Raw genomic sequence first — 22,931 nt, 5'->3', positions numbered from 1 at the left:
TGTTCATGAGAAAAAAAGCGACAACGGAGGAACTTGTTCCGTCGTTCACGCTGAATTTCCTTAAGCCTCTTTGTCACGGTGGAGATCCGTCATAGGGGTAGATAGAAAGGTAAGTCACGGCTGGTACGCTTCAACAAAAGTGTGGACGGAACACGTCTTATGAAGGCTGGCAAGGAAGTCGTCTGGCGACTGACGCGTCATATCGCAAGGAGGCAGAAGCTGATCCGGGAAATCCTTGAGGTTTCATGTGACGATGGTAGGAGCTTTTCCAGCAATTGCAGCGGCGAGACCATGCCGATCGTCAAGGTCAGGTTGTGAATCGGCAGCCGAATGACCCCATTCAGTCCTCGAAATTTCAACAGCTTGCAATGAGACATGCCCGCTAACCCCGCGCCGATTCAAAGTTTGATTCCTATTAAGCGCGGAAAACCTCTTGATGCAGCCCGCGATCCGATGCCGCCGATCGTCGCCGGGATCGCCAATCGATTTCGGGCGAGGGCCCAGCGACATGGCCGGTCAATAGAAAACCATTCCAGGACCGTCGCTTGTTTACTTGTGTTTCAACAGCCAAACCTTGCCGGCCATCGTGATCCCGTAGACGTCCTTCGACGCATCTTCATCGAGATGCCGACGTTCCAGGAGGCCACTTGCCTCGAGATGGTTCAAAGTGGCATCGGTCACGGACTTTATTTTTTGCGGCCGTTCTTTCCAGCGGTCATTCTTCGCATATGTCACAGTTGCGTTTTCGTGGGTCCATTTCTTTGACGCCTGAGGATGCAGGTCTCCTTGCTGGGCGAGTTTCAATCCAGCGATCTGCGACGGGGTAAGTTCAGTCATGCTTGCGAGGGTCTCCATATTTTGCTGACCCTCGCACCTATCACGCCAATCGCGATCATTCGAGGAAAAGAACGAGCCTTCGGAAAAACGGCTAGATTGGAAGCCGTCACAGTGCCGAGTTGCAATTCACCCTCACAAACGCCTCCGACCTGATTGCGGTTACCGGCCCAGGTCGCTGATCGTCAGGTCTGTTGCAGAAGCTACTTTTGCTTTTTCCGCATTTTCGTTGGCTGAGGCTCAGCTTTTGTCACCGCCGAGCCTAAGCGGAGCGCTCGCAGACGTTCGGTTTTCTTTTGCCGATCAGAGGCCTCGAGGGCGAGAATTTCCTTGGCGGCCGACGACGTCTGCTCTGCTTTCGCCTGGACTGAAAGCTTTTCGGGCTTGAAGAGATTGTCTTTCGTTCTCGTCATGCGTCCTCCGCTTCGGTGGGCATGTCATCAATGGCTTGGGCGACCGCGTGCCAAAGTCTTCTTCTTGGGCGCCGGAAGAAGGCCCTCGCGCTGCGCCTGCTTGCGGGCCTGTTTGCGTGCGCGGCGTACCGCTTCACTTTTTTCACGAGCCCGCTTCTCAGAAGGCTTCTCATAGGCGCTACGAGCTTTCATCTCGCGGAAGACACCTTCACGCTGCAGCTTTTTCTTCAAGGCGCGTAGCGCCTGATCGACGTTGTTATCTCTCACAAATACTTGCAAATATTCCTCCAATGCGGCGCTGCGGCCATCACAAACCAATCCAGATCATCGACGAAGGCATGCGCCGAATGCGGCTCCACTATGCCAAGGCATCACAATTGAAAAAACAAAGGCCGGGCGACAACCCGACCCTTGCCCGCTATTCAGCGCCGTTGTGTGAGCTTTGCTGTCGGCGCCAGCGGATCGCACGCTCAAGCGGCCCGAAGATTGTCGGCCGAGCTTTTGCCCGACCGGCGATCTTGCACGATGTCGTAGCTGATTTTCTGGCCGTCATTTAGCGAGCGCATTCCGGCACGCTCTACCGCCGAGACATGCACGAAAACGTCGGTGCTGCCATCGTCAGGTTGAATGAAGCCGAAGCCCTTGGTGGAGTTGAACCATTTTACGGTACCGGTGCTCATAGCGATTTCCTTTCGTGAGCAATCGTTGTTGTTCCCGCGATGTCCTGCGAGATTGGATCGATTATTTGAGAGGAAATCTAACGGAGCGCGAGCTCAGATGCGACGTCACAAGCAATGGTCGATCAGACTTATATAGCGCTGTCTTGCGATTTGGCAATAATTACCGCACCTGCTGACTTAGCGCGACACGCAAGTCCGATTTTCGTATTTGTCGGGAAGCGTAAATACCTGCTCTACGAAAGCTAATGCCGATGTGCTCGTGTCGCGCGCGATAGCTGACGATACTCCTCAACCGCCGTGCGAATTTTCTATTGCCGTCGGGCATCACTGAAAGATGTCCACAGGCGCAGCTTGCACGTTTGGGGTTTGCATCGAAATTCGATAGGGATGCTGACCTGCCACGGGTAATTTCTCAAGATTGGATGCTGCGAGCACTCCAACGCACGCAGGCGAGGCGGCATCCGTGCACCGATTTCAAATCGCGTCGGATCGGTACGAAGGTCGGAAGTAATTGATCAATTCCGATAAACTGTCGCGTAGAGGTGCAGTTGTCTGCGACGCCTTCGCCATTGCCATCGCGCCTGAATAAACGGCGACGACGAACATGGCCGCTTTCTGCGGGTCGAGATCTGATGCAAGACCTGAGTCCAAATCGTCACACAGCTTGCCGGCAATCGCCGCGCGCCAGTTCTGGAAGATCGCATCCATCTCCTGTCTCAGCTCCGCATCATGGGAAGCCATTTCCACGGCAAGGTTGTTCAGCGGACATCCCGAGACGGAACCGTTCCTCTCCAACTCAGCGATTATGGCGCTGAATGCATCTCGAATACCGGCGAGCGCGGAAGTCGCTTTGCTCACCGGTATGATCCAGGCGTCGGCGACCGCAGGCGCTATTCCCTCTCGTACGACACACAAACCAAGCGCCTTCTTGCTTGGAAAATGGTGGGCAAACGCTCCGCTCGAAACATTCGACGCCTCTCGAAGATCATGCATCGAGGATGCCGTATAGCCACCACGGGACATGACCGCGAACGACGCCTCGATGATCTTCCGACGCATGCCTTCCGGATCGTTCTTTCTACTTCCGATCGCCATCAACCCTCACCCAACCGTTCCCAAACCATCTCAAAGTACCAGCTTGACAAAACAGGTCAATCATCCTGTATGTATAAAACAGGTTGATTGACCTGTTGGAGAGGGATGCATGCAGCACACGGTATTTGAATTGCGCCGCTATCGGCTTCGCCCAGCCTCGCGAGAGTTATTGCTCAGCATCTTCGAGCGCGAATTTGTCGAGACGCAAGAAGAGTTGGGCATCGGCCTCCCTGCTTTCTATCGAGATCTAGACGACCCGAACGCATTCGTCTGGGTCCGTTCATTCCCAAATATGCAAGCAAGAGCAGATGCGCTTGCCGCCTTTTACTCAGGCCCGGTGTGGAAAGCCCATGGCGCCGAGGCGAACGCCACTATGGTCAACTCTGACAATGTGCTTCTGCTTCGGCCAACCAGGCCATGGCCCGTTTTCGCCGCCAATAGCCCAACGAGGCCGCCCGTCGGCGCATCGTCGGCGCCAGCGGGCTTAACCACCATCACCACCTGCTCGCTCGCGCCGGGCTCAGCGGAGAAGTTTGCCGATCTGTTCGAACGTGAAGCGAGAGAGCTGATCGAGGCCGCAGGTGCGCGCATTGACGGGATGTTTATTACTGAGCCGAGCGCAAACACATTTCAGCGCTTGCCTGTCCGCGAAGGCGAAACCGTGTTCGTCTGGTTCTCGACCTTCGCCAATCTCCCGGCCTACGACGGTTATCTCGCAAGACTGGCAGATTCCGAAGCTTGGCGGTGTAAGGTTTTTCCGACGTTGGATCAAGAAGTTTGGCGAGCGATGGAGACAGTCCGCCTCACGCCAACGGCGCGCTCTTTAGGCGGATGGTAACAGCCATATATTCTCGCTTCCTGAGCCCTTATCCGCGAAGTTGAGATCGCGCTCCTCCGAGAGCATCTCAATTCGAACGAGGAGTTTGCTCTGCACACAGATATCCCTATTGGTCAAACAGGTTTCGATGTTTGTTGGCCGTCATTCTCCGACCAACGCGTTTGCGAGCGCGAGGAGCCCTCGGTTTACGGCTGCAATGGCAAGCTTGAGTGCCCTACGCTGATTTGAGCTGGCGCGTTTTGTCTTGGTGCTCGGGATTGAAACACATGGCGACAAGCGTCGCCGTGTAAGGTGCGTGCCGGAACATGACCGGCTTCCTGCAGGATCGTCGCGCGATAATCACCCAACATCTGCGCATCCGCTGCAGCTTTCAACTGACTGATCTCAATCACTCCACGAGGGATCCCATGCGTTTGCTGACGCGTCAGTCTCTAAAGAACTGGGCGGACGTCAGTCCGCACGAAATCCTCGCCCACATAAAGCAGCGGACAACCATGCTCTTTTGCGACTTCATATGAAAAGCAATCGCCATAGTTCAGTGCTGCCGGATGAACACCCTTGCCCCATCGACCGTAAGCGTCGGCAACGCGGCGGGCGGAGGCAGCTGTCACAGACACGATCTCAAAGCCGAGGCCTGAAATTAGCGCGCCGACTTCATCGCCGACATTGCGCCGTGAGGCCACGATCAGGGCCTCGGCGACGGTGCCGGCGGAGATCAACAGCCCGTCAGCCTCTTCGATTGCCGTCATGCATGCTTCGCTCGGCGGTTCGTCGAGCACAATCGCCATGAGTGCCGATGTATCAACGGCAATCATGCAGGCATCCCGTCATCATTATAAAGGAAGTCTTGGCTGCGTGCGGCGGTCGGACCTGGAAGCACCTTGGCTGCAGCCGATGCCCTGACTTTCTCCATCAATGCACGCCGCCCCTTAAGGCCCGGTGCCGCAGCGACGGCGACCAGGCGCACGATCTCATGGCCTCGACGGGTCAAAATGACTTCATCTCCGGCTTCGGCTCGCTTCACCAGTTCGGTCAGTTGCCCTTTGGCCTCACTAACAGACACGCGCATAGCGTAGGTTCCTTGAGTCTTTCCTGTATTCTTCCACGAAATGGTCTATGACTTGGTCTATGTCAAGGGCGCAGCTCCAGGTGCGTTTCGATCCAGTGCGTTCAGCACCTTGGTGAGAGACGCATCTGACGGGCTGCCTGACGGTAGCCGAGACTCTTGTCAGTTCGATATTCGGCGACTACCGTCATGGGCAGATGGCCGATGACGGTAGTTTTTTATGCCTAAACCATTGAAGAATAAGGCGTAAATCTCCTGCCGACCTACCGACCTGCCGAAATCGACTGACGGTAGTTTTCCGAGGAGGACGTTCGATGCTTACCGACTCTGCGCTTAGAGCGCTGAAACCAAAGGAGAAAGATCGCGGACCGTGACGGCATGTAAGTCCACGTCACGACGAAGGGCTTGATGTCATTCCGGCCGGACTACCGTCTGCATGGACGACGCGAGACGCTCTATCTCGGCAAGTACGGACCTGACGGAATTTCGCTCGCGCGGGCACGGGAGAAGTGCATCGATAATCGCCGATCGATCGCCGACGGCGTTTCGCCGGCGATCGAAAAGCAACGAGAGAAGCGCCGGCTGAAAGAGGCGAAAAGCTTCGGCGAGTTCGGAGAGAAGTGGCTTCAGGCTGCTCCTATGGCTGACAGCACGCGGGCCATGCGCTGCTCGATCTTCGAGCGCGAGCTATTGCCTGTCTGGCGAAACCGACTCCTGACGGAGATCACGCCAGACGATCTTCGCGCTCATTGCGGAGCGATTGTCGGTCTCCCCGAAGAGGGCGGCGCGATCGGCGACAGGAAGGCGGGCGACTTTATTCATCGACGTCGGCCACTGCCGTGTTGGCAATCGAGACGAGCGTCGGTCGCATCCAGGCGGGCGCCCGAATGGCGGTCGACGCCAGCGTCTTCTTGTCGTTGGCTGAAAGCCGACGCGCGGCAACCTACGCGGCATCGGCGGCGCGCACGGGGCCGACATGGCGCAGCGCCTGAACGACCGGACCACCTCGATTCACGGTGTCGGATCTGCAAAAAAGGTGATGACGGTAGTTTTCGGGAGCGGCGGCCGGATAGCTCGGCCGTGTCGGAGATATTCTGGCGGCGTCTAGTTCAGTTCCGCTGGGCTGCCCGAAAGGTAGGCGAAGGTCTGCCGCAAACTGCGATGACCGCCACCGCCGCAATGATGCAGAGGGCGCCCGAGGTGAAGAACGCGGGGAGATAGACACCGCCATGACGATCCAGGCGCAGTGAAAGCGGAGACTGACTTCCGCAAACGTGCAGCGGGGTCATTGCGGTTCTTAAGCGCGATGCCCGCGCCGGAGACGAACAGGCCCGGCGCGCCAGCAATCGCGGTCAGATTTGAGCGAAACCGCCGTCGGCCTGGATGTCCGCCCCATTGATGAAGCTGGATTGATCAGAAGCCAGGAAGGCGATGACGTTGGCGATCTCGTCGGGGCTGCCGACACGGCCGGCGGGCACATGTTGGGAAAGCGCGGCCAAATAGGCGTCAGCGGAGACCTGCGCCGGGGCACCGCCCTTCAGGCCGGGCGTCTCGATCGGTCCCGGGCTGACCACGTTGAGGCGGATGCCACGCCCCTTCAGGTCCAGAATCCAGTTCCGAGCAAGTGCACGGATGGCGGCCTTGGTCGCGGCATAGACGCTGCTGCCGCCCGGAAGGCCCTTGTTCGCGACAACCGACGACGTCAGCACGACTGACGCGCCGTCGCTAAGCAGCGGCAACGCCTGTTGGACGGTGAAGATCGTTCCTTTCACGTTCACCGCGAGCAGACGGTCGACCATCCCCTCGGTTATCTCACTGAGCGTCGCTTTCTCCAGGATGCCGGCGTTTGCGACCAAGATGTCCAGCTTTCCCTTGGAAGCGCGGACTGCGCCGTACAGACGGTCGAGGTCGGCCACGACCGACGAGTCCGCTTGGATGCCAGTCACCCCTGTGCCGATCTCGGCGACTGCTTTGTCGAGTTCGGCCTGGCGCCTGCCGCTGATGAACACGGATGCGCCTTCAGCGACGAGCCGCTTTGCTGCGGCCAATCCGATGCCGGAGCTGCCGCCTGTCACAAGCGCGACCTTGCCTTGTAAACTCTGAGCCATGATTTCATTTCTCCATGTGGTGTTTGGGCGAGCGAGCTAGATGGTGAAGCCGCCGTCGCCGCCGTCGACGTTGAGGATTGCTCCGTTGATGAAGCTGCCTTCCGGACCGGCGACGAAGGCCACCATTGCGGCGATGTCTTCGGGTCGACCGTATTGGGGAATTGGCAGGAAGCCGCGTTGCGCATCGGCAATCTCCGATGTCGCAGGGTTCATGTCGGTATCTGTCGGACCGGGGCTCACCAGATTGACCGTGATGCCCTTCGGACCGAGGTCGTGGGCAAGGCCCTTGGTCCAATCGATCAAAGCGGTCTTCGTCAGGGCATAGAGCGAGACGCGAGGTCCGGGGACGCGTTCGGCGACGCAGCTCCCCAGCGAGATGATCCGACCGCCCCTCGGAAGGTGTCGAGCAGCGGCTTGCGAGGCGAGGACGACAGCGCGGACGTTGATCGCTAAAAGCCCGTCGATGTCCTCCAGCGTCAGGCTTTCCAGCGGCGCCATCCGGAATTGACCGGCGTTATTCACGAGCACGTCCAAGCCACCGAGCGCTGCAACGGACTGCTCGACGGCGCGAACGACGGCTGCGGCGTCAGCCGCATCGGCCTGTATAGCGATCGCATTCCGGCCTAAGGCTTTGATTTCGGCCACGATGTCCGCTTTGTCGGCCGAACGCTCGTAAGTGATCGCGACATCTGCGCCCTCGCGAGCGAGGCGCAGCGCCGTGGCCGCTCCAATCCCGCGGCTCGCGCCCGTTACCAGGGCGCGCTTTCCGGATAGAACATTCATGCGGTTTCCTTCCTTCGATATGCGTCGACCGTCAGAAGCGTTCGACCCAGGGCCGGACTTCGATTTCCCACGACCAAGCGCTGCGTTGTTGACGCAGAAGGTCGGCGTAGGTCTGAGCAATCGCGTCTGGATCGAGTGAGCCGTCGGAGGGATCGGGTCGCTGGCTGGGGCGAACGCTGCCATCGACGATGACGTGGGCAACGTGGATGCCCTTGGGCATCAGCTCGCGCGCGGCGCTCTGAGCCAAGCCGCGCAACGCGAACTTGCCCATCGCGAATGGTGCAGAGAGCGCGAAACCCTTCACGCCGGCGGTCGCTCCAGTGAGGAGGATCGCGCCGTGGCCGACGGGAACCATCCGCTTCGCGGCCTGCTGGACGGCATAGAATGCCCCGAGCGCCGAAACGGCAACTGCCTCCTCGACCTCGAGGGGATTGAGCTCGGCGATTGGACCGCGCGACCGGCCGCTTGCGTTATAGACGACGATCTCCGGCGAACCGATGCGGGATTCGGTTTCGGCGAAGACACGCTCGACCTGCGCTGGATCGGCAGCATCCACCGGAAGCGCCAGCGCTCCGGTCTCGCGAGCCAATCCGTCGAGCAGTTCAGGATGACGCGACGCAATGACGACCGGGATGTCCGCCTTGCGCAACAATCGCGCAAAGGAGCCGCTGATGCCGGGACCGGCGCCGATGATCAGCGCGCTGCGATAGGGAATGTCGCTCATGGGTTCACCACCGGCTGCGTGTTGGGGACAAGGGCGGGTTCGCGTTCCTCGTGGTCCGGGAGCGGCCCGGAATGAATGTCGAGGATTTCACCGAGCCACATCGCGTTGGTGAGGTGGTCGGGCTTCGGCTCGCCAGTATTTGGATGGATGAGGATTGCCAGCCCACGCCGGTTGATCATGAGCCACGGCACAAGGCGCGCGAACTCAGCGGGTGGAAAGGCCACTTGGTACATGGGCCGCGCATGCGGTCCGATGAGCTGATCCCACCAGCGCCCCATGACGACTGGGAAACGGTCGGCTATCTCTGCGCGGAGCTGCGCTGCGACGCGGGCTTGCTCGGGGCCTTCGAAATAGATGTGCGCGTGGTAGCTCCAGATCGAGTCGATCGGCCGCGCGGGTGCGATGGGAGATACGTCCGGCGCGGCAAGAGGATGGTCAGTGTCGGTCATTCAAGCTCCTTTGATGCGTTCGGCGCAAGCGCCATGAATCGCGCGTGCGGATGGCAGGCGGCGGCGCGGTTAGTGCTTGGCATGGATTCGTCTGCGCACGAGCGCGCAGAGGGCTATTTGGGTCGCGTCTTTACGGCTTCGTGGGCGTCAGCAAAGGCAGCCCGGACAACTTCGAGCACCTCGTCCGATAGAGAAGGGTTTGCTTTGGCCACGGCCCGAGCAATTGCGAGCGCGCCGATCTCGGCAGCAGTAGCGGCGAGCGCCAGTCGTCGACGGTCGGCCTCGGGGATCGAAGGTTCGAGAGAAGCTTCGTTCATTGAGGCCCAAGCCATGAACGCGTTGGTGAAACTCTCGCTGACGGCCACGTCATGGTGGCTGATCTCGCTGGCAGACGCGGCCATCGGACAACCATCAGAGACCTTCTCGCGCATATATGGAGAAAGGTATCCGTCGAGCAGTTCCTCGAACGACATGTGTCGGTCGCCAATCCATTCGCGCGTGGCATCCATATTGGCGGCGAAGCCATGTGAAAATGCCGCCGCGGCGAGTTCATCTTTCGATTTGAAATGCGCATACAGCGCGCCGTGCGTGAGCCCTGCCTCCTTGGCGACCTCTGCGACGCCCACTCCGTCGATCCCCCGCTCCCGAAAGAGGCGGCTGGCCGCGCTGAGAAGCGCGCCTCGGTTCTCTGCTGCCTTCTCCTTCGAAACACGCATGAAAAATCTCCGATCCAATCTCCGAATTTTTAGTTGCGATCGCAATTAAAGTCAAGTAGTGCTCTCGACGGCGATACATTGCCATCGCAATTAAAACTTCCTACAGGAGAAACAAGCATGCGCTACAAACTTTTCGGCCAGCACACGGGTCTGCGCGTTTCCGAGCTGGTGCTCGGCACCGGCATGTTCGGCACCGGCTGGGGCTATGGCCAGGAGCGCGACGAGTCGCGTCGCATTCTCGACGCCTATGCCGATGCGGGCGGCAACTTCATCGATACAGCGGGCGTCTATCAGGGCGGTCAGTCGGAAGAAATCATTGGCGATGCGCTGGTTGGCCGCCGCGACGATTTCGTCGTCGCCACCAAATACACGATGCCCGCCGGTGCCAAGGGCGGCATCCTCGTCACCGGCAACAGCCGTAAGACGATGGTGGTGTCGGTCGAGGACAGCCTGAAGCGGCTCAAGACCGACTACATCGACATCCTGTTCATCCACATGTCCGATGGCGTGACGCCGGCCGAAGAGATCGTGCGTGGCTTCGACGATCTCGTTCGCCAAGGCAAAGTCCTCTATGCTGGCCTGTCGAATTTCCCGGCTTGGCGCGTGTCGCGTGTGGTGACGATCGCTGAGCTGCGGGGTGCGGCTCCGATCGCTGGCCTCCAGTTTGAGCACAGCTTGGTCGCCCGCTCGAGTGAGCAGGAACTGCTGGCTGCTGGCCAGTCGCTCGGCCTCGGCATGGTCTCCTGGTCGCCGCTCGGCGGCGGTCTGCTCACCGGCAAGTATCGCCAGGGCGAGACCGGCCGTAAGGAGGCAATGGGCGGCAACATCTTCCAGCAAGAGAACTCGCCGCAGCGCACGGCCATCCTCGACACCCTGATCGAAGTCGCCAGGGAGCTGGGGGTCGCTCCGGGCGAAGCCGCGATCGCGTGGGTCGCCGCGAAGGGCACGCTGCCGATCATCGGGCCGCGCACCCTCGAGCAGCTCAACTCCAACCTCGCCGCCGCGAAGGTCACTCTGTCGGCCGAGCAGATCGGTCGCCTGGATCAGGTCAGCGCGATCCCGACGGCCTTCCCCTACAACGTCCTCGAGGGCGCTCGTCCAGGCTACACCGGCGGCAAGGTCGAGGAGTTCACCGCTCCGGCCACTTCCGCCGCCTGATTCGGCCGGCGATGGCCGACGTCCTCGACAGTGTCTTCTCAGGCGAAGGGCCGGCACCCCGGACGAATGCCTTTGAGCACATGTCGAGGACCGTCCCGCCCAGGGCACTCCGGCGTGACCGCTGCACTTCGTCAAAGAAGACACGTGACGCGGCCGGGGTGGCTTTCGACGCGCGACCATCAGGTCGACCGACCGCTCCCTATATTTGTGTAACAGAGTGAGCGTGATGCCCGACGTTTCGCTCGACCTCAGGTATTTTCGCTACGCCATCGCAGCGGCTGAGCACGGAAGCTTCCGGAAGGCGGCTCTGTCCCTCGACGCGCCGCAATCCACTGTCAGTCGCCGGATCCTCATATTGGAAAACCGCTTGGGGTTTCCCCTGTTCTTGCGTGAGCGTAGCGGCGTGAAACTGACGGCCGCGGGCTCCGATTTTCTAGCCAACGCCATCAGCGGCGTACATCAACTCAGCCGAGCCGCCCAACTTGCAGCCGCCACCCACAAGGGTCAGCGGTGTCTTGAGGGTTGGTATCCTTGCCTCCCTGACGACAGGTTTCCTCCATTGCGTCCTCCGTCGGTTACGGGAGACCCAGCCGAGCCTTCAGATCTTGCTGCGAGAGGGAACGTCGCTGGAGATGCTCCACGCGCTGGCTACAGGCGAACTGGACATCTCGTTCGTCACTGGCCAGTACGACATTCGGGGTTACCGCTCGAGAATCTTATGGAACGAGACCATCTATCTCGTGATCCCGACAGGGCATCCGCTGGCGCGCCAGGAAGTCGTAACCTGGGAGGAGCTGCGGGAGAAGGTTTCATCGTGAGCCACGGGGGACCGGGCTCCGAGATTCAGGACTATCTTATCCGAATGCTGTCACGGAGCGGTTTCAGGCCTCGAATCGATGTGCACGATGTCTCTCGTGAGAACTTTGGCCGAGACCGGAGGGCTCGGACGCAGGGGAAGGCTTTCCCCGCCTGACGGTCAGCTCCGGAAGGACGGAATTCTTTCGATTTTGCACCTTTTCTTGGCAGGCGAATGATGATACAAATCCTCGGACTATAGAAGCCATACTCCGAGCTTACGTATCTTGCCCGAGCCCGCATCCCAGCGCCGAATTGCTCACACCGTGCTGAAGGCGCGCGGCATCGCGCGTCTGGCGGAACTGCGCGCGGAGGGAGTGACAGCGGCCACTATGAGCCGCATGGAGCGGGATGGCGAGGTGCTCCGGCTTGCGCGGGGGCTTTATCAACTCCCTGATGCGCCGCTCGATGCTCACCACAGCCTCGCAGAGGCAGCAAAACGAGTGCCCAAGGGTGTGGTCTGCCTCGTCTCGGCTCTCGCGTTCCATCAACTTACCGATCAACTCCCAAGGCAGGTGTGGATCGCTATCGGCCAAAAGGATTGGGCTCCCAAGGGTGATGGGGCGCCAGTTCGGCTAGTACGCTTCACAGACCGCCTCCTTAGGGAAGGCGTCGAATCCCACACCGTCGAGGGGGTACCCGTAAAGGTCTTTGGCGTCGCCAAGACGATCGCCGACTGCTTCCGGTATCGCAACAAGATCGGCCTATCCGTGGCGATTGAAGGCCTCCAGGAAGCGCTGCGTCAACGCAAGACAACCCCCGGCGAAATCGTCAGGCAAGCCGCGCGAGGAGCTATCGCGACGGTCATTCGGCCCTATCTCGAGGCGCTGACCGCCAATGGCTAAGGAGCTCAAGAATGTCGGCGCTTCAGTGCGCGCCCGCCTCCTGCAGGTCGCCAAGGCAAGCGGCCAGAGCTTTGATCTTGTCTTAACGCGCTTTGCGCTCGAACGACTCCTCTTCCGGCTCAGCCAATCACCACATGCGGACCGCTTCGTTCTGAAAGGCGCGATGCTGATGATGAGTTGGTTTGAGGATCCACATCGCGGCACGCGTGACCTCGATCTGTTGGGGTTTGGCGACCCTGAACCTGAGGCGATGCTCGCGACATTTCGGGACATCCTGGCGCTCAACGATGATGATGGTGTGGAATTTGACGTCGATGCTCTTCGCGTCGATCGCATTCGTGAAGAGCTCGAATACGGCGGGCTGAGGCTGCGGACAACCGCCTCGATCAGCGGCGCCAGGATCAATCTGACGATCGATATCGGCTTCGGTGATGCGATGGAACCCGGCGCTGAGATGCTCGACTATCCCTCCATGTTGGCGTTTCCCGCGCCGCGTCTGCGTGCATACGCGCGCGAAACTGTTATTGCTGAGAAGTTTCAGGCGATGGTCGCGCTCGGACGCGCGAACAGTCGCATGAAGGATTTCTACGACATCTGGATCCTCAGCAAGTCATTCGATTTTGCCGGCGACAGGCTCGCTCGCGCGATCGCTGCAACGTTTGCCCGGCGCGAGACAGCGGTTCCTGTCGATTTGCCCGATGCACTAACGCCAGCGTTCGCCAACGATGAACAAAAACAGCGACAGTGGAACGCCTTTATCAGAGACGTTTCCGCCGATCCGGGAAGCTTGGAAGATGTCGTGACCAGATTGGCTGAGTTTCTAATGCCGCACGCTACGAAAGCGCGCGATTTAAATAATAATGCTTCAAAGTTGTAATTCACATATCTCTTTCGGAGATGACTGAAGAGGGGGGCGTCGTGGATATATTCGATCTCGATCAAGCGTTGATAGAGCGATACGAATCGTTCGCACGCTAGTGGGGACAGTCCGTCGGCTGGCCGCCAAGTCCATTGGCACGAAATTTAGTGGAGCTGGTCTGCAACCCAGCGCCTGCGCTAGATACGGCGACAAATGGTCTACGCTAAGTAAGCGCGCGTACCTAAGCTTGATGCTTATTTAAATAAAGGGCCGCTTACTTAAATAGCGGAGCGCTTGCGGATTGTCGACGAGGTGACCGGCCGCAAGCGCGGCCGTGTCTTCGCTACCTTAGGTATCTGGCAATCCTAAGCGAAGGCACAGATCCGCTGCCTGCCGCGTGACTAAACCACGAGTTGCAAGTTCGAAATTCTTCAAGAGCCTGGATAGCCGGCAACGCATTTGGCCGAGCGATCACCGATACAACTTTTGGAAGTTTTCGATGGACAGCAGGGCGCTCCGGGAAAATAGAGCGTGGTATTCGATTGCGTAAGGCGCAACCAGGGGCGCCTTAAGAAACAATCATAGTCGCCTTGCCAGGAAAGCTGCCGTAGTGGGAGTATGTGACGGCAGGCGTCAAAATCGAGGTTTCCGTCATGAAGGCTGTTTAACGAGACCCACGCCGACATCTCATACCTCGAGGCCTGATCAGCCTCGGCGGATCCAGAAGGCCAGAAGGCATTGACGTCGCATCAAAGGCGGGTCTCGCCATTTGGGCCCAGGCCACCACCGCCGCGGCGGTGAGGCCGCCAGCCTCATGCGGCCGGCAGCGCACTGATCGGGATGTCGTCGCTCTCGTCGCTGCCCTCGAAAGCCATTTGGTCGGCGAGCTGGCGGAGTTGGTTGAAGTCGGCCGGGCCGTCGAAGGAGGTACCGCCGAGGCGGATGGCGACGGAAAGCGGCGCGCCGTCGGCGCTGAAGGTGGCCGCGGAGACGCGCGTGCGGATGCGGGCTCCGATGTCGCGGGCGTTCTCGACCGTAGCGCCAGGCAGGAATATGCCGAGTTCGTTGGTCGCAAGCCGCGCCACCAGATCGCCACGACGAACCGAGGACTGGATGATCGAAGCAAGCGATTGCATCACGGTGTCGGCCCATTGCGGCCCAAAGCGGCGGCCGATGTCGTCGAGCGTATCGACAATGACGGCGATGACGATGCCGCCGGCATCGGTGGCGATATGCTTGCGCCGGTCGATAAAGTGCTCGACGGCCGCGGCAAAGGCAGTGCCGTTTAGCGTCTTTGTCACGCTGTCATAGCGCGCCGCTTGCGTGAGGTTTTCCTGCATCTTGCGGACGACGCCGTTGTTGAGCTGCAAGGCAAAAAGCAGCGGAAAGGCCACAAATGCGGAAACAAGTGCTGCACCGACAAATCCGACCAAAAATGGTCGATCCGGCATCAATAGATTTAATATAAGTAAAAGACAAACGGACCCGACGACGGCGCATAGCGCGCCGAGCATGGCCCTCCGCAGGGCTTTGAAAATGGTGGCGGAGGGATGTCGCTGTTGTAGAATCATATCGAATTATATCCGTTCCCTAATGCTGCACCAAGCTAAACAGGCGTCCGAAAAAGCCGGCTTAAGAAATCCCGTAAAATTTGTTGGTTTGCACAGTTGTTATCACGAATTAACTGTCTTCGAACGAATATCCGGAACCGTTGTTTGCGCTTAGTGCCGGTTTGCGACAGAACCCCGGCGCTTCATCTCGATCCCTGGTCCTTGGGCGTGTTTCATCCTCAGCATGTGAAACGGCACGGGGGCATGATGCCAATAGGCACAACATGCAATTGTTTTCGCTGCAGCGTCTGGGGTCATTACTTGATAGTTGTTTACAGTCGGTCACCGTCAGCGGATAACGATATCGGCCATTGCCAAGTTTGAACTCGCCCTTGAAGTCGGCGCACCACAAATCGTTCGGCATGAGCGCCGCGACAAGGCCGTCCCCTCCGCCCGATGGCGTTGCCGCTTGCGGGCATGGGCGACGAGCCCGCGCCGGTCGACAATGGCATCACCGTGCTCTTGGCTGGGACGTGCACGTCGCCGGCAAGCCTCCTGACCAGCAATTCCCTGATCTTTCTGGCAGCCCAATGCGGTCTGTTCTTCTTGTACGAGACGATCATCGCATCGACCGGCCCGGGCAACTGATCGGCATAGCGCACCGGCCGACGCGACCGATCCGTCAGGGCTTCCAGGCCCTCGTCCTGGTAAAGGCGCATTAGGGCTGAACATTCGCCACCCAGATCAACGAAAGTTGCCCCGAAAATTGCGGAGGGCTCGGGGACGCACGTGTCGTTCTCATTTCCGGCCTGCGCCAGGAAGGTAAAATGACCCTTGCAGGGCAATTTGCCGCCGGCGGCGAGTGTTTGCGAACCGCATAGTCAGCATTGGCCACCGTCACATCCTTCGCGGGCAGTTCCTCGCAAAACAATCGTCGCGGACCAGACTTCGTTTCGCAACGAATGCAAAAGCGGTCCAATCATGGGTCAACCGGCTCAGCTCAATTCCCCCGCACCAATGCGGTTTGCGATCATAATACCGGCATTTTGTCAGTTTGTTTGGCGGGAGTGAGTTCATCCCTGCCTGCTGGCAAGGTAAACTGAAACACAGCACCTCGAGGCTCGTTTACGCTCGCCCACAAACGCCCGCCATGCGCCTCGATGATCGACCTGCAGATCGCCAAACCCATCCCGAGCCCCTCTGCTTTTGTTGTGTAAAACGGCTCGAAAATTTGCTCCATAGCTTGCGGGCCGAGGCCGGGGCCGACGTCCTTAACGGCGACCGACACCATTCCAGAGGTCTCTGGCCAGGAGGTAACCAGCAACTCGCGGCGCCAGTCCACGTCCTTCATCGCATCGATGCCGTTCATTACCAGATTAAGGATCACTTGCTGCAACTGTACGTGGTCGCCCACCACCGGCGCGACGTCCTCTGCCAGCTCGATTCGCAGTGCGATGCTATGGCGGCGCAGCTCGCCCTGAACGAGGGCGAGCACTTGTTGGATGAGTTCGGCCAAATCCACCCGCTCTCGTACGGTGGCCCTTTTCTTGAGGAGCGCGCGCATCCCCGCGATCACTTCGCTGGCGTGGTGCCCGTCCCGAACGATGCGTGTCAGCGTTTCCCGCACCTCATCAAGGTTTGGAGGCTGGCCGTTAAGCCAGCGGAGAGCCGCATTTGCGTTGATGACGATGGCACCCAGGGGCTGGTTCACTTCATGGGCGATGGAAGAGGTCAGCACTCCCATCGTCGTCACCCGCGAGACGTGCGCGAGCTCTCCCTGCGCCCGCTGCAGTGCCTCCTCAGCCTGTTTGCGGTCTTCGATGTCCACGACAGTCCCGTACCATTTGAGAATATTTCCAGTCTCATCCCTTAGCGGTACGGCGCTCTCATGCAGCCAGCGATACTCACCGTCAGCCGCGCGGCGAACGCGCATCTCCGCCTCGAAAGCTTCTCCTGTGGCTAAGGAAATATTCCATTTGGCCAAGTACGGCTCAATGTCGTCTGGATGAAACGGAGCATTCGTCCAACTCCATGCCAAGGTTTCGTTCAGGGTTAGCCCTGTGAACTCCTGCCAATGTCGATTTATGAAGTCGATGTTACCATCGGGCAATGCGGTCCAGACCATCGCCGGAATGGCCTCGATGACCTGACGAAGCTTTTCTTCGCTCCGCCGGATCGTTTCTTCGGCGCGCTTGCGTTCCGTTAGGTCGAGCACGAATGTAACACCTTCGTCCTCACTTCCTTCGAAGCGTGCCCCACCAATCAGTACGGGCACACGGCTGCCGTCCTTACGCAGATATTCCTTCTCAATAGGCGCCAGAATGCCGGTTTTTTTCAGCTCAGGGACCCACTGTTTCATATCCCGATCAAACCACTCCTCAGGGGTCAGATCCACCCAACGGATACGACCCGTGACGAGATCTTCACGATCGTAGCCGATTAGGCGGAGAAACGCGTCATTAGCGTCGAGAATCCGGCCATCGAGAGCAAAAATGAAGATTCCGATGATGTTAGCGTCTACCAGACGCCGAATTCTGGCTTCACGTCCTGCGAGATCCTCGTAGAGCCGGGTATTTTCCAGCGCGGTCGCGGCTTGCGAGGTGAGCAGCTTTAGAACCGCGATCCGGGCCGGAGTAAAGACGCGCGGTGCTAGATTGTTCTCCAGATAGAGGAGTGCGATCAGCCGGCCCTGTTTGACTAGTGGCATGCAAAGCATTGAGCGGGGCTTGATGTCCCGCATGTACTCATCGGACCACGTATTCTGGATGCATGCATCGTCGACGATAACTGCTTCACCGGTCCGCGCGACGAAATTGACCATGGCTGTGGGCACACGGATCATTCCGGCAACAGGGGGCAGATGCACGGCGACATCGCGGGCAGTGGTCTCGGCCACGGCCTCAACCCTGAGCTGCTCCTTATTTGGAACAAGCAACACCCCCCGCTCTGCGCCGGCATGCTCAAGCGCCGTGCGCATCAGTGTATCGATCAGCTTTCCGGTAACGATCTCGCCCGAGACAGCCTGCGAGATCTTGATCACGGTTGCGAGGTCGAGTTGCTCGACCGGTGCTCCGATCGTGTTCTTTGGAGAGGGACCGAGGTCTTCCTCTCCCAGGCGGGGATAGAATTGATCGAGTTGCCGAACCTTACCGTCGGCGCCCCAGCGCATATAACAGCTACGCGCGTTGCGAAAATAGAGATGAGTGAAGTTGTCGAAGCCCCGCTCTGCATAAAAGCGGGCGGCGAGTTCATATGCGAGCGCTTCATGATGAACGAAGCCATTGGCATTCGCCGATCGGATAGCCTGATCGTAAAGACGCATGGCGTCGATTTCACGACCTTCAACGCGTGCTATCTCTGCGCCGACCAGTGCCGCGCGATTGTCGAAGTTCTCCGGGCAATTCTTCGCATAAATCTGAAGCTGTCGATAGTGGACGGTCAAAGCTTCAATATGCCGCGCGCGCTCCTCAGCCGTGGCAGTGTCGCAACAGGCGGCGCGGGCCAAAGCGCCGTAAAAATGATGCTCGGGCGTTTCTTCGAAATGGGACACCGATGTCCATGGTAGCTGCTGTGCCCGCAATGAGGCATCGACGGCCCCCTCATAGTCGCCAGCAAAGAACCGGGCCTGGAGTTTTCTGACGCAGTAGCAGGTTTCCGCAAGAATCAAATTTGGATCGCCCGAAAACCGGCGTTCGATCTCTGCTTCGTCAAATCCATCATCGTCGTCGAAGGAACCGAATTTCCGGGTCAACCCGCGCAGAGACCGGACAAGGCCGAGCTGCGCGCTGGCAAGGTCAATGACGAACTGGAACCGCACCTTCCGAGCGAAAGCGAGGCCAATCTCCGCTTGGCGCTGCACTTCGACAAGCGGGTCTCCCGCCGCCAACAGGTTCGAATTCAAGCTGACATAGCTGTAGCCGGCAAACGTGAGATCGCCGTTCTGGTTGGCAATTTCGAGCGCGCGCAGCAAGATCTCGCGGCCGGTCCGGACGTGTCTCGTCCATGGAATGACGTGAGCCCCGAAATCCTTGTAAGTCCTCGCTTGGAAGCGCGTCAGTTCGCGGTCTTCCACAAGCTGGCAACCGAGCTGGCCGAAGCGAAATCCGGCCGCATAATCGCCGAAGCGAGGCCCCGCAATATAGCCGAGGGCCACATAGTGGTAGCAGGAGCCGTCGCTGTTGCCTCGTTCCAGGCTCAAATTAACCGCTAGGCAGATGGCCATGCATGCAAGGTTCGCATCGGTATGCCATACCGCTCCAACGAGGCGCGTAAGTACATCCAGGGCGGCTGGGGATGCCAAGTCACTCATCAATGGTAAATCAATGAGTTCCTCGATCGTACGGCTCCCGAGCTGTGACCAGATACGGCCGTATTCACATCGCACCTCCTCGTTGGCCGGATGCGGGGACCAGTCGATTCCGAGGTGCTCCCTCAGATAGTCGAGACCGACGGCGGCCGAGCGATCTGTTTGACCAAGCGCTGCGTAAAGATCGATGCGCAGGCAGGCGACAGTCGCCTGGTCGTCGGAGCGGACTGCACAAGTGGAAAGCTGTGCCAACCGCGTCTCAGCATCCGGCAACGCACCAAGGAGGAACTCGCATTCGGCTCGATTTAACTCAAGGGCGAACACCAGTTGATGCTGCCGCTCCCAGGCGTCTGCTGGCAACAGTGTCGCCCCGGCAACGAAATAGTTGAGCGCCGAGGAGTATGCCGTCGAGGCCTTGGCCCGCTTGCCGGCCAATAGATTGAACTGAGCCAGTCGCTCGCGCTCCTCGGACGTGATCAATGCGGCTCCACGATTGAGCTGGCTGACGATATCGAAGACATATTCGTAGATCCGCTCCGGCGCCGTATTCGCCGCAAGCAGTCGTCCGATGCGAAGGTGTAACTCGGCGCGTCGCTCCTCCGGAATCAGCGAATAGGCGGCTTCCTGAACGCGATCGTGGACAAACCGATAGGCGTCGGGCAGACGTTCGAGCAGTCCATGAGCGACAGCAGGCTCAAGGGCCCCAAGGAGGCGCTTCTGCGGAATACCAAGGACGAGTGAAAGCATCTGTGCATTTGCGATATTTCCGAGGCAGGCAAACTGCTGCAGCGCCTCTCGCGTTTCGCGCGGCAGGCGCGTGAGCTTGCCGACCATGAGGTCCACGACGTTGTCGGTGTATCCCTTGGCGTGAATTCGGCCGAGATCCCAGGACCAGCATCCCCCGTCATGATCGAAGATAAGCATTCCCTCTTCAGCGAGCGAAGAAATGAACTGAATTGCGAAGAACGGATTACCGCCCGTCTTATCGTGTACCAGTCGGGCCAGCGGTGCGGCGCGCTCAGGATCACTGTGGAGAGCATCGGCAATTAACTGCTGGAGATGCTCTCGGGTGAGCGGAGTTAGAGAGATTTCTGCGACCTTGCAACCGGCGGCTCTAATCGCATCGAGCTTGCGACGGAGCGGATGGTCGGCAGTGACTTCGTTGTCGCGATAGGCACCGATCACTATGAGATTCTGCAGATCCGACGGGATCAGTAGATCCTCCAGCAGATTAAACGTCGCTGCATCAAGCCACTGTAGGTCATCAAGAAACAGCGCTAGCGGATGTTCAGGCCGCGCAAAGACGTTCATGAACCGGCGGAACACAAGCTGAAAACGCCGTTGCGCCTCTTGAGACGGAAGCTCCGGAACCGGTGGCTGATCGCCGATGATGTGCTTCAGCTCGGGGATCAAATCGACCATGAGCTGCCCGTTCGAGCCGAGCGCATCGCTGAGCGCATCGCGCCAACTCACTAAGTCCGCTTCGCTGCTTGCCAGAAGTCTTCGAATAATGCCCTGAAACGCTTGCGCCAGCGTCGCATAGGGGATGTCGCGCTTGTACTGGTCGAACTTGCCGGACGCAAACAGGCCGCGCGTCGGCACCAACTCCTTGTGCAGTTCGTGGACAACTGCGGACTTGCCGATGCCGGAATATCCCGAGACCAGGACCAGCTCCGGCACGCCGCCGGTAATGACCCGCTCGAATGCGTCGAGCAAGGTCTTGATCTCCCGCTCTCGCCCGTAGAGTTTTTCCGGGATCAGTAGCCGGTCGGGAATGTCGTGCTCACCAAGCTTGAATTCGCCTATCCGTTTTCCCGTTTGCCACTGCTCAAGGCAGCTTCGAAGATCCCGCTCCACCCCGGTGGCGGTCTGGTAGCGCTCCTCAGCCGTCTTGGCGAGCAGCTTCATCACGATGGCTGAGATGGTACCGGGAACTTCCTTCACCCGCTCGGTAGGTGGTGTCGGGCATCTCGCCATGTGCCAGTGCACCCATTCCATTGGATCGACCGCCGTAAACGGGAGAACGCCGGTGAGCATTTGATAGAAGGTCACACCGAGCGCATAGAGATCACTGCGGGCATCGATCGACCGGTTCATGCGCCCCGTCTGTTCTGGTGCCATATAAGCGAGTGTCCCGGCGATCACTTCCGGCGGTTCGGGCGATTGCCGCTCGCGCGGTAGCCGCGAGGCGATACCGAATCCGGTGAACCGCGCCTCAGCGCCTTCACCCATCACCAGTATATTGGCCGGTTTGATGTCCTTATGGACGAGGCCGTGCTGATGAAGCTTTCCAAGCGCCGAAGCAATGGCGACTGCAAGTCTTAGGAAGCGCCCTGCATCCATGGCTTCGCCCACGAAGCGGTCGAGCGGTTCGCCGCCGGTATCGTCGAACAGCAGCATGATCCGGCCGCTTTCCCGCACCAATTCCCGTGGTTTCACAGCCCACGCAGGCTCCAGCTCTTCCTTAAGACCATATTCGTGAGAAAGCCGGTCGAAGCATGCAGTCGTCGGAGGATCCGAGGCTGGCCATGCCGCCAACACCGGTGTGGCTTGGCCATCGGCACCGGGCTGCCACCCGCGGCCGAAGACGCACTCGCCGTCATTCCATAGGACCCGAAAGCTATTTTCCCCAGGCTTCAACGGTAACACTCCGCCGGGGGCGTGGCTCGAAATGAGTAGGCCAACGTTCCCGCAATGCAGTCAGTTCATGCTTCAACACCATTTTGCCATACCTTTTTCTAGATGGCGATGACGTTCCCGCGAACGGCGCCGGTCACCGGCGAAAAACGGCACAAGGGATTTTCGTGAGTATCCCGAAACTTAGCCCGTCTGGCTTCAATCAATGGGACAACTCAGCGAGTATCGCGATCTTTCTGCCGCAAATGCTTCTTCAAAAAGCGCTCGATCAGCATGGCCGGCCGGAACGCATTGTAATTGACCGCAGAATCCCAATGGCAAACAAACAAATCAGATACATGCACGGCGGAAAGGCGAGGTTCGTGCGACTTCTAACTTAAATGCTGACGACGCTTCATTACCTGGGCGTAACAAAAAGCTCTGCGGCGCTTGTTCGTCCGGATCGGTAAGAGCGATCTGCGTTCCGTCGCTTCGAAAAGGACCGCCCAGGGGGCAACTGGGCGGCCTAGCGGGTTTCTAGCCCGCGACGCTTCGGGGGATGGAAACCGAAGCTCACTGGCGGCAGGAGAGAAGGTTTCCTTTCTCTTGAGGCTGCAAGCGGAATGTAGCGATAGGCGGGACCGAGGGATATTATACGATGGTTTCCTCTCCCGATACCTTGGGATGCGGCACCAGGCTCTTCCAGATAATGGGGTGCTGGGAAACCTTCGAGCAGTTAAAAGCGGTTCGATTGGTAGGTACGCCCGCAATTTTCTCAGTAGCGAAACGTCAGCCGTGAATTAGTCGATCCGCAATCGAGTCAAAAAAAGCCCCTCCGGGGAGGGGCGTAAGGGGTGGAGGGAGGGAGCGGCCGTCGGTGGATAGTTTCATCATAGATGTGTCCTCCCCCATCTTGCTATTGGCGGCTCGGATTGATTTCGATACCGATTAGGAGGAGATGTTCTATACGCAAGCCCAAGAGCTGTCATACGTGCCTTGGCGCCTTTGCCAGTGGCAGCTTCAGCTTGTCGGCCAT

19 protein-coding genes and 4 pseudogenes are annotated in these 22,931 nt (G+C 59.0%); 8 read left to right on the top strand and 15 right to left on the bottom strand.

The features are described from left to right. Window positions 1-159 precede the first annotated feature (159 nt). Entirely contained in the window at window positions 160-318 is a 159-nt protein-coding gene (locus PY650_RS33300; RefSeq protein WP_285884260.1) for a hypothetical protein, read from the top strand. A gap of 231 nt (window positions 319-549) precedes the next feature. On the opposite strand, the gene PY650_RS33295 is transcribed toward PY650_RS33300, so the two are convergent. The 4 genes from PY650_RS33295 to PY650_RS33280 all read right to left on the bottom strand — a co-directional run bounded on the left by PY650_RS33295 (window position 550) and on the right by PY650_RS33280 (window position 3,022). Continuing rightward, the gene (locus PY650_RS33295) at window positions 550-837 is read right to left on the bottom strand and encodes a hypothetical protein (protein WP_285884259.1); all 288 of its coding nucleotides are present in this window, start codon (window positions 835-837) and stop codon (window positions 550-552) included. Window positions 838-1,274: 437 nt separating this feature from the next. Continuing rightward, window positions 1,275-1,526 (bottom strand): 30S ribosomal protein S21, encoded by a 252-nt coding sequence (rpsU, locus tag PY650_RS33290; protein ID WP_285884262.1) that lies wholly within the window; start codon window positions 1,524-1,526, stop codon window positions 1,275-1,277. 191 nt (window positions 1,527-1,717) lie between these two features. Continuing rightward, window positions 1,718-1,927 carry a cold-shock protein gene (locus PY650_RS33285; protein ID WP_285884258.1) on the bottom strand — a complete coding sequence of 70 codons (210 nt, stop codon included), beginning with the start codon at window positions 1,925-1,927 and terminating at the stop codon, window positions 1,718-1,720. A 474-nt stretch (window positions 1,928-2,401) separates the two neighbouring features. Continuing rightward, complete coding sequence (locus PY650_RS33280) at window positions 2,402-3,022, bottom strand: TetR/AcrR family transcriptional regulator (protein WP_285884257.1); 621 nt, start codon at window positions 3,020-3,022, stop codon at window positions 2,402-2,404. A gap of 109 nt (window positions 3,023-3,131) precedes the next feature. On the opposite strand from PY650_RS33280, the gene PY650_RS33275 reads away from it, so the two are divergent. Beyond that, complete coding sequence (locus tag PY650_RS33275; protein WP_285884256.1) at window positions 3,132-3,860, top strand: NIPSNAP family protein; 729 nt, start codon at window positions 3,132-3,134, stop codon at window positions 3,858-3,860. A gap of 431 nt (window positions 3,861-4,291) precedes the next feature. On the opposite strand, the gene PY650_RS33270 is transcribed toward PY650_RS33275, so the two are convergent. Together PY650_RS33270 and PY650_RS33265 are read right to left on the bottom strand one after the other, a co-directional pair. After that, complete coding sequence (locus PY650_RS33270) at window positions 4,292-4,675, bottom strand: type II toxin-antitoxin system VapC family toxin (RefSeq protein WP_285884255.1); 384 nt, start codon at window positions 4,673-4,675, stop codon at window positions 4,292-4,294. Further along, window positions 4,672-4,929 (bottom strand): type II toxin-antitoxin system Phd/YefM family antitoxin, encoded by a 258-nt coding sequence (locus PY650_RS33265; protein WP_285884254.1) that lies wholly within the window; start codon window positions 4,927-4,929, stop codon window positions 4,672-4,674. Before PY650_RS33265 ends, PY650_RS33270 begins: the two co-directional genes overlap by 4 nt. A gap of 311 nt (window positions 4,930-5,240) precedes the next feature. Between PY650_RS33265 and PY650_RS33260 the strand changes: the two are divergent. Then, window positions 5,241-5,691 (top strand): annotated as a pseudogene (locus PY650_RS33260) (Arm DNA-binding domain-containing protein); the annotation flags it as partial. 49 nt (window positions 5,692-5,740) lie between these two features. Here the strand turns inward: PY650_RS33260 and PY650_RS33255 are convergent. From PY650_RS33255 to PY650_RS33230, 6 genes and pseudogenes are all read right to left on the bottom strand, one after another. After that, window positions 5,741-5,929: pseudogene (locus PY650_RS33255) on the bottom strand (hypothetical protein); the annotation flags it as partial. Between the two features lie 349 nt (window positions 5,930-6,278). Further along, window positions 6,279-7,034, bottom strand: a complete 756-nt coding sequence (locus PY650_RS33250; RefSeq protein ID WP_285884253.1) for an SDR family NAD(P)-dependent oxidoreductase — start codon at window positions 7,032-7,034, stop codon at window positions 6,279-6,281. Between the two features lie 36 nt (window positions 7,035-7,070). Next, a complete protein-coding gene (locus tag PY650_RS33245; RefSeq protein WP_285884252.1) occupies window positions 7,071-7,817 on the bottom strand; it encodes an SDR family NAD(P)-dependent oxidoreductase in 747 nt (248 codons plus the stop codon). A gap of 31 nt (window positions 7,818-7,848) precedes the next feature. After that, a complete protein-coding gene (locus tag PY650_RS33240; RefSeq protein WP_285884250.1) occupies window positions 7,849-8,541 on the bottom strand; it encodes an SDR family NAD(P)-dependent oxidoreductase in 693 nt (230 codons plus the stop codon). Next, complete coding sequence (locus tag PY650_RS33235; protein ID WP_285884248.1) at window positions 8,538-8,990, bottom strand: DOPA 4,5-dioxygenase family protein; 453 nt, start codon at window positions 8,988-8,990, stop codon at window positions 8,538-8,540. Before PY650_RS33235 ends, PY650_RS33240 begins: the two co-directional genes overlap by 4 nt. A 113-nt stretch (window positions 8,991-9,103) precedes the next feature. Then, on the bottom strand, window positions 9,104-9,706 hold the full coding sequence (locus PY650_RS33230) for a TetR/AcrR family transcriptional regulator (protein ID WP_285884246.1): 603 nt from the start codon (window positions 9,704-9,706) through the stop codon (window positions 9,104-9,106). A gap of 117 nt (window positions 9,707-9,823) precedes the next feature. On the opposite strand from PY650_RS33230, the gene PY650_RS33225 reads away from it, so the two are divergent. The 5 genes and pseudogenes from PY650_RS33225 to PY650_RS33210 all read left to right on the top strand — a co-directional run bounded on the left by PY650_RS33225 (window position 9,824) and on the right by PY650_RS33210 (window position 13,441). Next, window positions 9,824-10,864, top strand: coding sequence for an aldo/keto reductase (locus tag PY650_RS33225; RefSeq protein ID WP_285884244.1), 1,041 nt, complete (start codon window positions 9,824-9,826; stop codon window positions 10,862-10,864). A gap of 226 nt (window positions 10,865-11,090) precedes the next feature. Next, window positions 11,091-11,276: pseudogene (locus PY650_RS37565) on the top strand (helix-turn-helix domain-containing protein); the annotation flags it as partial. Between the two features lie 103 nt (window positions 11,277-11,379). Further along, window positions 11,380-11,682 carry a LysR substrate-binding domain-containing protein gene (locus PY650_RS33220; RefSeq protein ID WP_285884242.1) on the top strand — a complete coding sequence of 101 codons (303 nt, stop codon included), beginning with the start codon at window positions 11,380-11,382 and terminating at the stop codon, window positions 11,680-11,682. 264 nt (window positions 11,683-11,946) lie between these two features. Then, on the top strand, window positions 11,947-12,564 hold the full coding sequence (locus tag PY650_RS33215) for a type IV toxin-antitoxin system AbiEi family antitoxin domain-containing protein (RefSeq protein ID WP_285884240.1): 618 nt from the start codon (window positions 11,947-11,949) through the stop codon (window positions 12,562-12,564). Next, entirely contained in the window at window positions 12,557-13,441 is an 885-nt protein-coding gene (locus PY650_RS33210) for a nucleotidyl transferase AbiEii/AbiGii toxin family protein (protein ID WP_285884238.1), read from the top strand. The genes PY650_RS33215 and PY650_RS33210 overlap by 8 nt, the downstream gene beginning before the upstream one ends. A 794-nt stretch (window positions 13,442-14,235) precedes the next feature. Here PY650_RS33210 and PY650_RS33205 read toward each other — a convergent pair. The 3 genes and pseudogenes from PY650_RS33205 to PY650_RS33195 all read right to left on the bottom strand — a co-directional run bounded on the left by PY650_RS33205 (window position 14,236) and on the right by PY650_RS33195 (window position 21,919). Further along, entirely contained in the window at window positions 14,236-14,856 is a 621-nt protein-coding gene (locus PY650_RS33205; protein WP_285884236.1) for a GGDEF domain-containing protein, read from the bottom strand. Between the two features lie 454 nt (window positions 14,857-15,310). Next, window positions 15,311-15,683 (bottom strand): annotated as a pseudogene (locus PY650_RS33200) (helix-turn-helix domain-containing protein); the annotation flags it as partial. Between the two features lie 320 nt (window positions 15,684-16,003). Then, window positions 16,004-21,919, bottom strand: a complete 5,916-nt coding sequence (locus PY650_RS33195) for an AAA family ATPase (protein ID WP_285884234.1) — start codon at window positions 21,917-21,919, stop codon at window positions 16,004-16,006. Window positions 21,920-22,931 lie beyond the last annotated feature (1,012 nt).

The sequence above is a fragment of the Martinezella calliandrae genome, assembly GCF_030272695.1.
Taxonomy (GTDB): Bacteria; Pseudomonadota; Alphaproteobacteria; order Rhizobiales; family Rhizobiaceae; genus Rhizobium; species Rhizobium calliandrae.
Note: the sequence above shows the minus strand (reverse complement) of the source record. Positions and strands in the feature narration are given on the sequence as shown.